Raw genomic sequence first — 14,014 nt, forward strand, 5'->3', positions numbered from 1 at the left:
GCGACCGGCTCGGAGAACGCGCCGGACGCCGGTCTCGCCCGCGTCGTCGGGACCGCGGTGCCGCGTCAGGCGGCGCCCGTCCCGCCGTCGGCGTTCCCACGGCCGGGGCGGGCCTGTGCGCCCAGCGCCTCGTCCCTCACCCGTGCGCAGCTGCGGGTGATGAGCCGGGAGACGTGCATCTGGGAGATGCCGAGCTGATCGGCTATGCGGTTCTGCGTCATGTCCTCGAAGAAGCGCATGTAGAGGATGTTCCGCTCGCGCTCCGGCAGCCGGCGCAGCCCTTCCTTCGCGGCTTCGCGGTCGACGACCATGTCGTAGGAGGAGTCGAGATCGCCCAGGGTGTCCGCGAGGCTGTAGTTGTCGTCGGCGGACGACAGTTCGGCGTCCAGGGACAGGGTGCTGAAGCTCTCCATCGCCTCCATCCCCGCGCCGACCTCGTCCTCCGTCAGCCCGGCGTGCGCCGCGATCTCGGCCGTCGTCGGCTCGGGGGTACCGGGGTTCATCGTGAGATCGCGCCGGGCGATGCGCACCTTGTTGCGCAGTTCCTGAACCCGGCGCGGCACCCTCAGGGCCCACATGCGGTCCCTGAAGTGGCGCTTGACCTCACCGGTGATGGTGGGCACCGCGTAACTCTCGAAGGCCCCGCGGGAGGGGTCGAACCGGTCGATGGCCTTCACCAGGCCGACGGCCGCGACCTGCCGCAGGTCCTCTATGTTCTCGCCCCGGTCACGGAACCGGCCGGCGATGCGGTGGGCCATGGGCAGCCAGGCCTTCGTCAACTCGTCGCGGACCGCGTCCCGCTCGGGCCCCTCCTCCAGGGCGGCCAGTCGGGCGAAGTCGGTCGCCGAATCAGGAGCGTCGTCGTGCGGGTGCCTCGCCGTGGCGGTCCGGGCCGAGGGACCCGACGCGGTGGTGGTCGCCGTGGACATGGACCGCGCCTCGGCAGGTACGGACTCCTCCGGGCTGTTTATCGACAAGTCGATGCTCATGTGGATTCGCTCCTGAACAAGTGACGTGCGAGGGGATGCCGCAGGGACGATGACTTCCGGGGGCGCCGGAGGGCCACCGCGGTCGGCTGGGCCGTTCCCGCGGGCGTGCCTCCGGTCCGAAGCACGAAATTCCGGTTGCCCTTGCCTGCCGAGAGGAAACACCCGGTCTCGAAATCGACGCCCCGTCACGGTCCCGTCGCGGTGCCGTCGCGGCGTCCCGCGACGCGCGGAACGGCGTACGGCCCACCCGTGCGCACGGTCGGTGGGCGGTTCGTGCGAGAGTTCTCCGACGAGGAACGACCACGTCGGAGCGTCGACTTCTGGCCAGATCCTCGGTGGTTCCGATCTCTTTCGAAATGAGGTGGCATGAGCCGCGAGAAGCAGGGCACACGGCGTATGTCATCAACAGCGACGGTGAGTGGGGTGGGCGGCATGGCAGCCGTGACGGCAGACGGGGCAACGGCCACGGCACAGGGGACCCGGACGGCGCAGGAGACGGAACTGCCTCTCATCGAGGACCCGTCGCGCGTCAGGCCGAAGGACGCCCGGGAGCTGTCGCGGCAGTTCTTCGACCGTCTGGCCGTGCTGGAGGAAGGCACCCACGACTACCAGTACGCCCGCAACACCCTGATCGAGATGAACCTCTCCCTCGTCCGGTACGCGGCCTCCCGGTTCCGCGGCCGGGGCGACTCGATGGAGGACATCGTCCAGGTCGGCACCATCGGGCTGATCAAGGCCATCGACCGGTTCGAGCTGTCGCGCGAGGTGGAGTTCACCTCCTTCGCCGTCCCCTACATCGTCGGCGAGATCAAGCGTTTCTTCCGTGACACGAGCTGGGCCGTCCATGTGCCGCGGCGGCTGCAGGAGGCCCGGGTCGAGCTGGCGAAGGCCACGGAGGAACTGCGGACCCGGCTGGGCCGCGCCCCCACGACCGCCGAGCTGTCCCACCTCATGTCGCTGCCCGAGGCGGAGGTCATCGAGGCCCGCAAGGCGGCGAACTGCTACAACTCCTCGTCGCTCGACGCGGCCCTGACCTCCGACAGCGGCTCGCACGGCGAGTCCGTCCTGGCCGACTTCATCGGCGAGGACGACCGGTCGCTCGAACTGGTGGAGGACCTGAACTCGCTGGCGCCGCTGGTCGCCGAGCTCGACGAGCGCGAGCGCCGCATCATCCACCTGCGGTTCGTCGAGGAGCGCACCCAGGCCGAGATCGGCGAACTGCTCGGTATCTCCCAGATGCATGTGTCGCGTCTGATCAGCCGCATCATCAAGCGGCTCCGCGCCGGGCTGCTCGACCCCTCGGTGGCCTGACACCCCCTAACCCCCTCCTCACCGGCAACCCCCCGCCGGTGACCGAGCCCGCCGTCGCGGTCCCCACGAGCCCCCGCTCACCGGACCACGACGGCGGGCTCGGTCGTGGGGTCCCTTGAGATGCGTCGGCCGCGACCTCCGATGCGTCCGATCCGGGCACCGCGTCACCCTCGTCACAGCGCCCTCACGCCTCCCGGACACCCCTCTGGCCTCGGCTTGTCCCCGCCTTGAGGCCGCCCTGTCCTCGGCTTGGCGATTTTGGCACCACACTTTGTTCACAACCTCACTTACGGGTTAGCCTGCGGCGTATTTCCTCGTCGGGCGGTCCCGTACAACAGGGAGTCCGACGAGGGTGTGGTCCGGCAGTGGGCCTGTAGTTCCGCGTCCCTTTCGCACAGGTTGCACAGGGACCTAAGAGGCATGGAACGAGGGTGCGCATGACCAGCCAGACGACCACCGACACCGTCGACCGCACGCCGGGCGACCAGGAGCTGCGCCAGCTGCTGGCCGGCCTCACGGCGGTACGGGACGGCGACTTCGGTACGCGTCTGCCGGACGACGGGGACGGCCTTCTGGGTGACATCGCCACCGTCTTCAACGGCATGGTCGACCAGCTGTCCGTGTTCACGTCCGAAGTCACCCGCGTCGCGCGCGAGGTCGGCACCGAAGGCACCCTCGGCGGCCAGGCGGAGGTGCCGGGCGTCTCCGGCACCTGGGCCGATCTCACCGACTCGGTCAACGCCATGTCGGGCAACCTCACGACCCAGGTGCGTGACATCGCCCAGGTGGCCACCGCGGTGGCCAAGGGCGACCTGTCGCAGAAGATCGACGTGCCGGCCCGGGGCGAGATCCTCCAGCTCAAGGAGACCGTCAACACGATGGTCGACCAGCTGTCCGCCTTCGCCGACGAAGTCACCCGCGTCGCCCGCGAGGTCGGCAGCGAGGGGCGGCTCGGCGGTCAGGCCCAGGTGCCCGGTGTCGGCGGTGTCTGGCGCGACCTCACCGACTCGGTCAACCTGATGGCGGGCAACCTCACCGCACAGGTCCGCAACGTCGCCCAGGTGACGACCGCGGTGGCCCGCGGCGACCTCTCGCAGAAGATCACAGTGGACGCCCGCGGCGAGATCCTCGAACTCAAGAACACCATCAACATCATGGTCGACCAGCTGTCCGCCTTCGCCGACGAGGTCACCCGCGTCGCCCGCGAGGTCGGCACCGAGGGACGGCTCGGCGGCCAGGCGGACGTCAAGGGCGTCAAGGGCACCTGGCGCGACCTCACCGACTCGGTGAACTTCATGGCGGGCAACCTCACCGCGCAGGTCCGCAACGTCGCCCAGGTGGCGACGGCGGTGGCCAGGGGCGACCTGTCGCAGAAGATCACCGTGGACGCCCGCGGCGAGATCCTCGCCCTGAAGGAGACCCTCAACACGATGGTGGACCAGCTGTCCGCCTTCGCCGACGAGGTGACCCGGGTGGCCCGCGAGGTCGGCACCGCTGGCAACCTGGGCGGACAGGCCACCGTCCGCGGGGTCTCGGGAACCTGGAAGGACCTCACCGACAACGTCAACGTGATGGCGTCGAACCTGACGGGCCAGGTCCGCTCGATCGCCCAGGTCGCGACGGCCGTGGCCCGCGGCGACCTCAGCCAGAAGATCACCGTCGAGGCCAAGGGCGAGGTCGCCGCCCTGGCGGACGTCATCAACACGATGGTCGACACACTGTCCGCGTTCGCCGACGAGGTCACCCGCGTCGCCCGCGAGGTCGGCACCGAGGGACGGCTCGGCGGCCAGGCCCAGGTGCCGAACGTGGCGGGCACCTGGAAGGACCTCACCGACAACGTCAACTCGATGGCCAACAACCTCACCGGCCAGGTGCGCAACATCGCCCTGGTGACGACGGCGGTGGCCAAGGGCGACCTGTCCAAGAAGATCGACGTCGACGCCCGCGGCGAGATCCTCGAACTCAAGACCACCATCAACACGATGGTCGACCAGCTCTCCGCGTTCGCCGCGGAGGTCACCCGCGTCGCCCGTGAGGTCGGCAGCGAGGGACGGCTCGGCGGCCAGGCCGAGGTGGAGGGCGTCTCCGGCACCTGGAAGCGCCTGACGGAGAACGTCAACGAACTCGCGGGCAACCTGACCCGGCAGGTCCGCGCGATCGCCGAGGTCACCAGCGCCGTCGCCGAGGGCGACCTGACCCGCTCGATCACCGTCGAGGCCTCGGGCGAGGTCGCCGAGCTCAAGGACAACATCAACTCCATGGTGGAGTCCCTGCGCGAGACCACACGGGCCAACCAGGAGCAGGACTGGCTCAAGACCAACCTGGCACGGGCCTCCGGACTCATGCAGGGCCACCGGGACCTGTCCGTGGTGGCCGAGCTCATCATGGACGAGCTCGCGCCCCTCGCCTCCGCCCAGTACGGCGCGTTCTACCTCGCGGAGGAGACCGGGAACGGCAGCGAGCTGCGGCTCGTCGGCTCGTACGGATATCCCGACGAGGACGACCGGCCCGACCGCATCCCCTTCGGGCGCTCGCTGGTCGGCCAGGCCGCGCGCAGCCGGCGCGCCATCACCGTCGACGAGCTGCCGCCGAACTACGTGTCCATCTCCTCGGGGCTCGGCCGGACCGTGCCGACCGCCCTGGTGGTGCTGCCCATCATGGTCGAGGACCAGGTGCTGGGAGTCATCGAGCTGGCGTCGGTCACCCGCTTCACCCAGATCCACCTGGACTTCCTGGGCCAGCTGATGGAGACCATCGGCGTCAATGTCAACACCATCGTGGCCAACGCACGTACCGACGAACTGCTCGACGAGTCCCAGCGGCTGACCGCCGAACTGCAGGCCCGCTCCGAGGAGTTGCAGGTCCAGCAGGACGAACTGCAGCGCTCCAACGAGGAGCTGGAGGACAAGGCCTCCCTGCTGGCCGCGCAGAACAGCGACATCGAGGCGAAGAACCTGCAGATCGAGCAGGCCCGCCAGGAGCTGGAGACCCGGGCGCAGCAGCTGTCGCTGGCCTCCAAGTACAAGTCGGAGTTCCTGGCGAACATGAGCCACGAACTGCGTACCCCCCTGAACAGCCTGCTGATCCTCGCCCAGTTGCTGGCGCAGAACCCCTCCCGCAACCTCACGCCGAAGCAGGTCGAGTACGCGGGCATCATCCACTCGGCGGGCTCCGACCTGCTCCAGCTGATCAACGACATCCTCGACCTGTCGAAGGTCGAGGCCGGGAAGATGGACGTCAGCCCCGAGGTCGTGCCGCTGCGCCAGCTCCTGGAGTACGTCGAGGCGACGTTCCGGCCGATGACGACCCAGAAGAGCCTCGACTTCACCGTGCGTACCGCGCCCGGCGCACCCGCCGACCTGCTCACCGACGACTCCCGGCTGCGTCAGGTCCTGCGCAACCTGCTGTCGAACGCGGTCAAATTCACCGAGCAGGGCGGCGTCGAGCTGCGGATCGAGCCGGCGGCGGACCACGAGGTGCCCAGCGGGGTGTTCCGCGGCGGCACCATCGTCGCCTTCCGGGTGCAGGACACCGGGATCGGTATCCCCGAGCAGCATCTGGAGACGATCTTCGGCGCCTTCCAGCAGGCGGACGGCACCACGAGCCGCAAATACGGTGGCACCGGTCTCGGCCTGTCCATCACCCGCGAGATCGCGCATCTGCTCGGCGGTGCCGTCACGGTCGACAGCACGCCGGGACAGGGCAGCACGTTCACGCTGTTCCTGCCCGTGGCGCGCCCCGACTACGAGACCCTGGTCATCGACGACCGCCCCCGGGAGCTGCCGCCGGGCGCGTCCGCCTCCGAGGAGCCGACGGCCGGTGTCCCGCTGTCGGGCCCGGTGGCCCCGGCCAGGCGCCAACGACGCCGGCTGCTCGTCGTCGAGGAGCGGCAGCGCGGACTGCTGACCCTGGTCGCGGAGAGCGCGGTCTCGGACGTCACCCGCGGCCAGGACGCCGGTGACCCGCGCGGCACGGTGGACGTCATCACCGCTTCCGGAGCCCACGAGGCGGCGAGCGCGCTGGCCGCGGGTCCCTGCCACTGTGTCGTCCTCGAACTCGGCATGCCCGGCGGCGAGGCGCCCCGCTTCCTGGACGCGATGCAGGGCGACTCCGCGCTCGCGAACGTCCCGGTGCTCGTCCACAGCGGCCACCGAGCGGACCTGGCGCAGGAACAGGAGCTCCAGGCGCGCTCCGGCACCCGTGCCCTGGAGTTCCTGTCGAGTCTCGACGAACTGCGGGAGCGCATCGCCCTCCACCTGTCGGCCGAGGAGCTGGGGGACGTGCCGTCCCTGGCCCGCGCGGAGGAGCCGCAGCCCGGTTCGCCCCGGGCCGTCGAGGACGCCTTCGTCGGCCGTACGGTCCTGGTGGTCGACGACGACGCGCGCAACCTCTTCGCACTGAGCGGGATCCTGGAACTCCAGGGGTTCCACGTCCTGCACGCGGACAACGGCCGCAAGGGCATCGAGACGCTGGTCAACCACCCCGACATCGCCCTCGTCCTGATGGACGTGATGATGCCGGAGATGGACGGCTACGCCGCCACGGCCGAGATCCGCAGGATGCCCCGGTACGCGGGGCTTCCCATCATCGCCGTCACGGCGAAGGCGATGCCCGGCGACCGGGAGAAGTCGCTCGCTTCCGGGGCCAGTGACTACGTCACCAAGCCGGTCGACACCGAGGACCTCATCGCCTGCGTCCGCCGTTGGCTGCCTGCGTGAGCGACCGCGCCCGGCCGTGTGCGCGCACCGGCCGGGCGCAGGTCCCCGCGACCCGCCCCCATGGGCATCCCCGCCGAGGAGCAAGCGCATCGTGAGCCTTCCAGAAGAACACCCTGACCCCGCCGGCGAGAGCGGCGACGCCGCCGCCGTCGACCCGAACGCGGACGTGGTGGCCACGGATGTCGACGTGGTGGCCACCGACGTCGACAAGGTGGCCGACAAGGACACCGCCCTCAGCACCGACTACCCCGTGGGCAGGCTGGCCGCGACGGTGGAGCGGCTGCGCCGTGAGGTGCGGTCGGCGCAGGCAGAGGCCGACGGACGCGCTCTGATCGAACTCGCCAAGGGCATCCTGGTCGAGCGGCTGGGCTGCGGTCCGGCCCAGGCCGCCCGGCAGCTCGCCGAGCTGGCCGAACAGGCGAAGGTGACACCGCTCGAACTCGCCGTCGACGTCATCAACCAGTCCGCCCGCGACCGCCTGTCGGACGTGACCGGCGCCTTCCTGGCCGGGGCGCAGGGCAACGAGAGCCCGTCGGCCCCTCGCGCCGGGAGCGAGCGCTCCGCCGCGGTACGGCTGCGGGAGGCCGAGAGCGGCGCTCTGGCGGCCCCCGACACCCAGGCCGTCGCCGACTCGCTCCTGCAGCACGCGCTGACCCCGCTCGGCGCGGTGGCCGTGGCCATCTGGACCGCGGGGTCCGACGGTTCGCTGACGCTGGCGGGCAGCGCCGGGTTCTCCCCCGCGGAGGCCGGACGCTGGCGCTATGTGCCCCCCGGGGTGATGACGGTGGCCCGTACGAGCCTCACCGAGCGCTCGGGGCAGTGGATCGGCTCCCTGTCGGCGACAGGTCTCCCCTCCATCGGCCAGCACCACTATCCCGACGGGGGCAGGGCCGCCCTTCTCGCCGGCACCGGCGGGCGTGTCCACGGCGTCCTCGAAGTCGTCTGGCCCACTCCCCTGGCACCGCAGTCGCCGCAGGTGATCCGTCAGGTGGAGGCGCTGGCGGAACTGTGCGCCCACACCCTGGAGACGTACGCGTTCGTGCACGGCGGCGAGAGCACCGGGGAACCCCGTGTCCTGCCGGACGCCGCCGAACTGATGGATCTGGCCGACGGGCTGCACGATCCCGCGCTGGTCCTCGTCCCGTACCTCGACGGCGGTCAGCTCGTCGACTTCCACATCCATCACGTCAACAGCCGTTTCCTGGATCCGGCCGGCCGGCCGCGCGGCCTCATCAGCGGCTCCCTGTTGCTGGAGGCCTACCCGATGGCCGCCGGGGAGAGCGAACTCTTCCAGCGGGTCGAGCGCGTCTACGCCACCGGGGAGCCGTTCCGCGCCCAGCGCATGAACCTCACGGCCCTCGTCGACCAGGTGGCCCTGGCGTCCGTGGCCGACATCAGCATCAGCCGCCACGGCAACAGCGTGCTGCTCATCTGGCGCGTCGAGGACGAGACGGCACGGCTGGCGAGCCTGCTCCAGCACGCCCAGCGCCTGGGCCGTATCGGCGGTTTCGAGGAGAACCTGCTCACGGGCGAGATCACCTGGAACGGCCAGCTCTTCAGCCTGTACGGAAGAGCGCCGTCGAGCGGTCCCGTGCCGCTGGAGGAGCTGTCCCTGCACGCCCACCCGGACGACGCCGTCGCCATCGGCCGCTTCCTGCGCACCCTGCTCCACCACCGGCGCCCCGCCGCCGCGGCGTTCCGGCTCCAGCGTCCCGACGAGGTGACCCGCCACATCCGGGTGGTGGCGGAGCCGGTGCTCGACGCCGACGGTCGGCCGTTCGTCGTGCGCGGGGCCTATCAGGACATCTCGGCCCAGCACTGGACGGAGGTCGCGCTGGCCGCCACGCGCGACCAGCTCGCGCACTCCGAGCAGCAGGCGGCCGAGCGCAACCGGCTGACGCTGCAGTTGCAGCACGCCATCATGCCCCCGACCCACGCGCCGCTGCAGGCGCCCCGGCTCGACGTGGCCGTCCGCTACCGGCCCGCCGAGACCGAACAGCTCGTGGGCGGCGACTGGTACGACGCGGTCGTGCTGCCGTCCGGTCTGGTGCTCCTGTGCGTGGGCGACGTGGCCGGGCACGGCATAGAGGCCGCGACGAGCATGGTCGTGCTGCGCAACGCCCTGCGCGGGCTCGCGGTGACAGGGGCGGGCCCCGGCCAGCTGCTGACCTGGCTCAACAGCGTGGCGCACCATCTGTCGGGGTCCATCACGGCCACCGCGGTCTGCGGCATCTACGACCCGGACACCCGTACGCTGCGCTGGGCGCGGGCAGGTCATCTGCCGCCCGTCCTTGTGCGGGACGCGGAGGCGGTGTCGCTGCCCCTCCTCAAGGGCCTGCTGCTGGGCGCCGTGCCCGATGTGGCGTACGGCGAGGACGAGGTGCAACTGGCGGTCGACGACACGCTGTTGATGTACACGGACGGTCTGATCGAGCGGCGGGACCGCACGATGGAGGAGTCCATGACCCAGCTGCTCACCACGGTCCGTACGGCGCCGTGCACGCTCGACCAGCAGCTGGACCGGCTCCTCACGTACAGCAGGTCGGACACCGACGACGACACCTGCATCGTGGGCATCCGTGTGTCCTAGGACGTGTCCGCGAAGCCTCTTCGCGGACCATGGACGAAAAGGTCCGCATGCGGCGGCGCAGCCGGGGTAGACGCGCGGGCATGTGCGACGAGAGACACAGACCCGCTGGTGAGGCCCCTGCCCGCGCGTGCCGCAAGCAACCGCCGACGAGAGTTTGATCACGTCGCGCGGGCCGTCGGCGACGGCATCGAATGCACGTACGGGGGTAGCCGCCCCAGACCGTTATGAATTTGTGGGAGGTACTTGTGTCCATAGCCCAGAACCCGTTGTCCGTAGAGGTCTCCCTGCCTCGCGAGGACGTCGTCCTGCTCACGGTCGAGGGACATCTGGACATCGACACCTCGACAGGACTCCAGCACCATCTGGCGAACCAGTTCCAGCACGGTCGTCGTCACTTCCTGCTGGACCTCTCGGCCGTCCCCTTCATGGACTCGTCCGGTATGAACATCATCATCAGGGCGTATCAGCAGACGCGGGAGCTCGATGGGAGCGTGCACATCATCTCGCCGACGGCGCCCGTGCGACGGATCCTCGACCTCACCGGGGTGAGCATCACCGTGCCCGTGTCCAACAGCGTCGAGGACTCGCTCGCGCTCGTGGACAAGCAGCAGCGCGGCGACGACTCCGCCTGAGCCTCACACACGCTCCGCCATCGGGGGACGGCGGAGCACCGTCATGTACGACAGTTGTTGTCTGACAACATTTGACCAAGGCAAGGAACACGCGCGCCGGCATGACGGCGCGCGATGCGAGCAGCTCCGCCCGGCCCGTAGGGGACGACATCGACGTCGCCGCACCGGCCCCCACTCCGTCGGACCGCACACCATGATTCGTACCTGGCACATCTCCACCGTCCCCGACGCCGCTCGGGCCCGTGTCGACACGGCACGCCTGGCCGCCGCGCACGGGGTGTCCGCCATGGAGCGGACCCGTCTGACGGCCGCGCTCAGCGCACAGCTGCGGCAGTGCCTCACCCGGGGCGGCACCTGGCGGCTGGAGCTGGAGACGGCCACGGAACCGCCCGGGGACGCGCTGCTGCGGGCCGTCGTGACCTCGGCCGACGACGCGGACGCGAACGCGGACGGCGAGGGGCGGCCGACGTGGCACATGACGGTCGCCTGCGCCGGGGGTGCGCGAACGACGGACGCCGGGCCCGCGGCGGACGACCAAGAGACGCTGGCGGAGGCGCTGCTGGGCGCCGACGAGGACACGGCCCTGGTGCTGGAGAGACTCGGCGAGCAGGAGGACCTGGTCACCTTCCACCGGGAGGAACTGGATCAGACCAACCAGGGCGTACTGGCCCTGCACGCCGAGCTGGACGCGGCCGGCCGGTCCCAGCGCGACCTCCTGGTCGCCGAGCGCAAGGCGCGCAGCGAAGCGGAGACCGCCCGCCGAAGACTGACGTTCCTGGCCGACGCCAGCGCGGTGCTGACGGCCTCGCTCAACCACGACGAGGTGATCCGCCGGCTGGAGAGCCTGCTGGTCCCGGAGTACGCCGGCAGTGTCGACGTATGGCTCTTCGACGGGGACGAGGAGGAGCGGGTGAACGCGCCGCGTCCGGCCGCCGCCCTGGTCGCGGCCCGCACCGGGCGCCCGCAGTACGCCGCCGACCATCCGGGCGACCTGCCCGGTGTCGACGACCATCCCTCCACGACGCCGCTTCCCGCGGCGCCCCTGCTGTGCATCCCGCTGGGGACCCGGCGGGATGCACAGGGCGTACTGATCCTCACGCCGCCGGCCGCGCGGTGGGGCTCCGACGACGTCGTCATGCTGATCGAGCTCACCCGCCGGGCCGGCGTGGCGATCGACAACGCCCGGCGCTTCGAGCACAACCGGGACATCGCCGAGACCCTGCAGCGGGCCCTGCTCACGGAGCTGCCCACCACCCCGGGACTGCATCTGGCCGCGCGCTATCTGCCGGCCACCCACGGTCTGAACATCGGCGGCGACTGGTACGACGCCTTCCGCCAGCCCGACGGCAGCCTCATCACCGTCATCGGCGACGTGACCGGGCACGGACTGCACGCGGCCGTCATGATGAGCCAGCTGCGCACCGCGCTGCGCGCGTACGCCGTCGACGGCGGCACCCCGGGCCAGCTCCTCACCAAGCTGCACATCTTCCTGCACCACCTCCAGCCCGATCTGTACGCCACCGCCGTCATCGCGCGCTTCCACCCCGACGACCCGACGCTCACCTGGGCCGCGGCGGGCCATCCGCCCCCCGTGCTGCGCACCCCCGACGGGCAGGTGCGCACGCTCGACGCCAAACCCGGTGCGATGCTCGGCATCCCGCTGCAGCAGGTGATCCAGGACCACACCGTGACCCTCACGCCCGGTTCGACCCTGGCGCTCTACACGGACGGTCTGGTCGAGCGCCGCGCCCAGGGCATCGACCCGGGAATCGAGCGGCTGGCCGCGGCGCTCGGCACCTTCCGTTCAGCGGACCTGGACGCCGACCTCGACGCCTCGGCCGACAGTCTGCTGCACCCGTTGCTGGCCGATTCCGAGCGGGACGACGACGTGTGCCTGCTGCTCTGCCATCTGCACAGCCGGGCGGCCGAACTGGCGAGGACCCCCACCAAGCTGGCGTTCTGAGCCGACCCGTCCGAGCGGCGGTGGCCGTACGGCCTGCCGTCAGCCGGTGGCCAGGGCGGCCTTGAGCACGGCGATCGCCTGGCTGATGGCGGCCTCGGCGGCGTGGGTCCCGCGCAGGGCGTTGAGCATCACGAAGTCGTGGATGATGCCCTGGTAGCGGACCGCGGTGACCGGGACACCGGCCTCGCGCAGCTTGTTCGCGTACGCCTCGCCCTCGTCGCGCAGGACGTCGGCCTCGCCGGTGATGACCAGGGCCGGCGGCAGCCCGGTGAGCTGTTCGGTGGTGGCGCGCAGCGGGGACGCGGTGATCTCGGCGCGCTGCTTCTCGTCCGTCGTGTACTGGTCCCAGAACCACTGCATGCCGTCGCGGCGCAGGAAGTAGCCCTCGGCGAACTGGTGGTACGAGCCGGTGTCGAAGGAGGCGTCGGTGACCGGGTAGAACAGCACCTGCTGGACGAGCGCGACATCGCCGCGCTCCTTGGCCATCAGCGTCAGGGCCGCGGCCATGTTGCCGCCGACGGAGTCGCCCACCACCGCGATGCGGGAGGCGTCGAGCCCGTGGTCGGCGCCGGTGGTGGCGACCCACCGGGCGACGGTCCAGTTCTGCTCGATGGCGACGGGGTAGCGCGCCTCGGGCGAGAGGTCGTACTCGGGGAAGACGACCGCGGCGTTCGCGCCGACGGCCAGTTCGCGCACCAGGCGGTCGTGGGTGTGGGCGTTGCCGAAGACCCAGCCGGCGCCGTGGATGTAGACGATGACCGGGAGGGTGCCGGTCGCTCCCGCGGGGCGCACGATCCGGGTGCGGACCTCGCCGGTGGGGCCGCCGGGGACGGTGATCCACTCCTCGTCGACGGACGGCAGGGCGATCTCGCCCGACTGGACCTCGTCGACGGCCTTGCGGCCTTCGGCCGGGCCGAGGTCGAACAGGTAGGGCGGGTTGGCGGTCGCCTCGGCGAAGGCCGCGGCGGCGGGCTCCAGGACGGGGCGGACTCCGGTGGTGTCGGTCATGACGATCTCCTCGGATCTGGTGCCGCGGGCACGCTCCTCGCGGGCTTCGCCGGGAGCGGGGGCACGTCCAGAACAGTAGCTCACGACTAAGTCGTGCACAACTCATTAGGGCGCGATACGATCGGGAGGACTCGATGACGGGTTCGGCGATAGGGTATGGATCACCGAGGCAGATCGAGGTAGATCACGTAGATCACCGAGTACGGAGGTACGCCGTGAGCACCGCCGGAGCCGAATCGACGCAGGGAGCCGCGCCCGTGGCGCCGCAGGGAGGATCGCTCCTGCTGGAGGACCAGCTCTGCTTCGCCCTGTACGCGGCCTCCCGGGCGGTCACCGCCCGCTACCGCCCCCTGCTGGACGAGCTGGGACTGACCTATCCGCAGTACCTGGTGATGCTCGCGCTGTGGGAGCAGGACTCGATCTCCGTACGCGACCTGGGCACGGCGCTCCAGCTGGAGTCCAGCACCCTGTCACCGCTCCTCAAGCGCCTGGAGGCGAACGGGCTGCTGCGGCGCGAACGCCGGGCGGAGGACGAGCGTTCGGTCGCCCTGCACCTCACCGAGGCCGGGCTGCGCCTCCAGGACCGCGCGAACACGGTCCCCCTGGCGATGGGCGACGCCATGGCTCTGACCCCCGAACAGGACGCCACAGCAAAACACTTGCTCCGCCTCCTGACGACAAACGTCAGCACCACTTAGGGGGCAGGCAGGCGGGCAGCCCCGCCGTCCAAGGGGCGCGGGGCCGGGCAGGGGCGCAGCCCCGCACGTCAGGGGCGCGGGGAACTGCGCGACCAGCCCCCACCG

At 70.8% G+C, this 14,014-nt stretch carries 8 protein-coding genes; 6 read left to right on the plus strand and 2 right to left on the minus strand.

Annotation, left to right across the window (positions count from 1 at the left end; all coding sequences use genetic code 11):
* Nucleotides 1-65: 65 nt before the first annotated feature.
* Nucleotides 66-929 (minus strand): SigB/SigF/SigG family RNA polymerase sigma factor, encoded by an 864-nt coding sequence (locus tag J8N05_RS44190; protein WP_210894344.1) that lies wholly within the window; start codon nt 927-929, stop codon nt 66-68.
* 492 nt (nt 930-1,421) lie between these two features.
* On the opposite strand from J8N05_RS44190, the gene J8N05_RS44195 reads away from it, so the two are divergent.
* The 5 genes from J8N05_RS44195 to J8N05_RS44215 all read left to right on the plus strand — a co-directional run bounded on the left by J8N05_RS44195 (nt 1,422) and on the right by J8N05_RS44215 (nt 12,203).
* Nucleotides 1,422-2,300, plus strand: a complete 879-nt coding sequence (locus tag J8N05_RS44195) for an RNA polymerase sigma factor SigF (protein WP_210893351.1) — start codon at nt 1,422-1,424, stop codon at nt 2,298-2,300.
* Between the two features lie 437 nt (nt 2,301-2,737).
* Nucleotides 2,738-7,018, plus strand: coding sequence for a HAMP domain-containing protein (locus J8N05_RS44200; RefSeq protein ID WP_210893352.1), 4,281 nt, complete (start codon nt 2,738-2,740; stop codon nt 7,016-7,018).
* Between the two features lie 187 nt (nt 7,019-7,205).
* Nucleotides 7,206-9,608 (plus strand): SpoIIE family protein phosphatase, encoded by a 2,403-nt coding sequence (locus J8N05_RS44205; RefSeq protein WP_384271712.1) that lies wholly within the window; start codon nt 7,206-7,208, stop codon nt 9,606-9,608.
* A 245-nt stretch (nt 9,609-9,853) separates the two neighbouring features.
* Nucleotides 9,854-10,240: an STAS domain-containing protein gene (locus J8N05_RS44210; protein WP_210893354.1), complete on the plus strand. Its 387-nt coding sequence runs from the start codon at nt 9,854-9,856 to the stop codon at nt 10,238-10,240.
* A 193-nt stretch (nt 10,241-10,433) separates the two neighbouring features.
* A complete protein-coding gene (locus J8N05_RS44215; RefSeq protein WP_210893356.1) occupies nt 10,434-12,203 on the plus strand; it encodes a PP2C family protein-serine/threonine phosphatase in 1,770 nt (589 codons plus the stop codon).
* 39 nt (nt 12,204-12,242) lie between these two features.
* On the opposite strand, the gene J8N05_RS44220 is transcribed toward J8N05_RS44215, so the two are convergent.
* On the minus strand, nt 12,243-13,211 hold the full coding sequence (locus J8N05_RS44220; RefSeq protein ID WP_210893358.1) for an alpha/beta hydrolase: 969 nt from the start codon (nt 13,209-13,211) through the stop codon (nt 12,243-12,245).
* A gap of 257 nt (nt 13,212-13,468) precedes the next feature.
* On the opposite strand from J8N05_RS44220, the gene J8N05_RS44225 reads away from it, so the two are divergent.
* Nucleotides 13,469-13,909 (plus strand): MarR family winged helix-turn-helix transcriptional regulator, encoded by a 441-nt coding sequence (locus J8N05_RS44225; RefSeq protein ID WP_247707018.1) that lies wholly within the window; start codon nt 13,469-13,471, stop codon nt 13,907-13,909.
* The last annotated feature ends 105 nt before the right edge of the window (nt 13,910-14,014 follow it).

The organism is Streptomyces liliiviolaceus, assembly GCF_018070025.1.
Classification (GTDB): domain Bacteria; phylum Actinomycetota; class Actinomycetes; order Streptomycetales; family Streptomycetaceae; genus Streptomyces; species Streptomyces liliiviolaceus.

Coding starts and splice junctions, on each gene's coding strand:
- J8N05_RS44190 (WP_210894344.1), bottom strand. CDS start 929: ATGTCCACGGCGACCACCACCGCGTCGGGTCCCTCGGCCCGGACCGCC.
- J8N05_RS44195 (WP_210893351.1), top strand. CDS start 1,422: ATGGCAGCCGTGACGGCAGACGGGGCAACGGCCACGGCACAGGGGACC.
- J8N05_RS44200 (WP_210893352.1), top strand. CDS start 2,738: ATGACCAGCCAGACGACCACCGACACCGTCGACCGCACGCCGGGCGAC.
- J8N05_RS44215 (WP_210893356.1), top strand. CDS start 10,434: ATGATTCGTACCTGGCACATCTCCACCGTCCCCGACGCCGCTCGGGCC.
- J8N05_RS44220 (WP_210893358.1), bottom strand. CDS start 13,211: ATGACCGACACCACCGGAGTCCGCCCCGTCCTGGAGCCCGCCGCCGCG.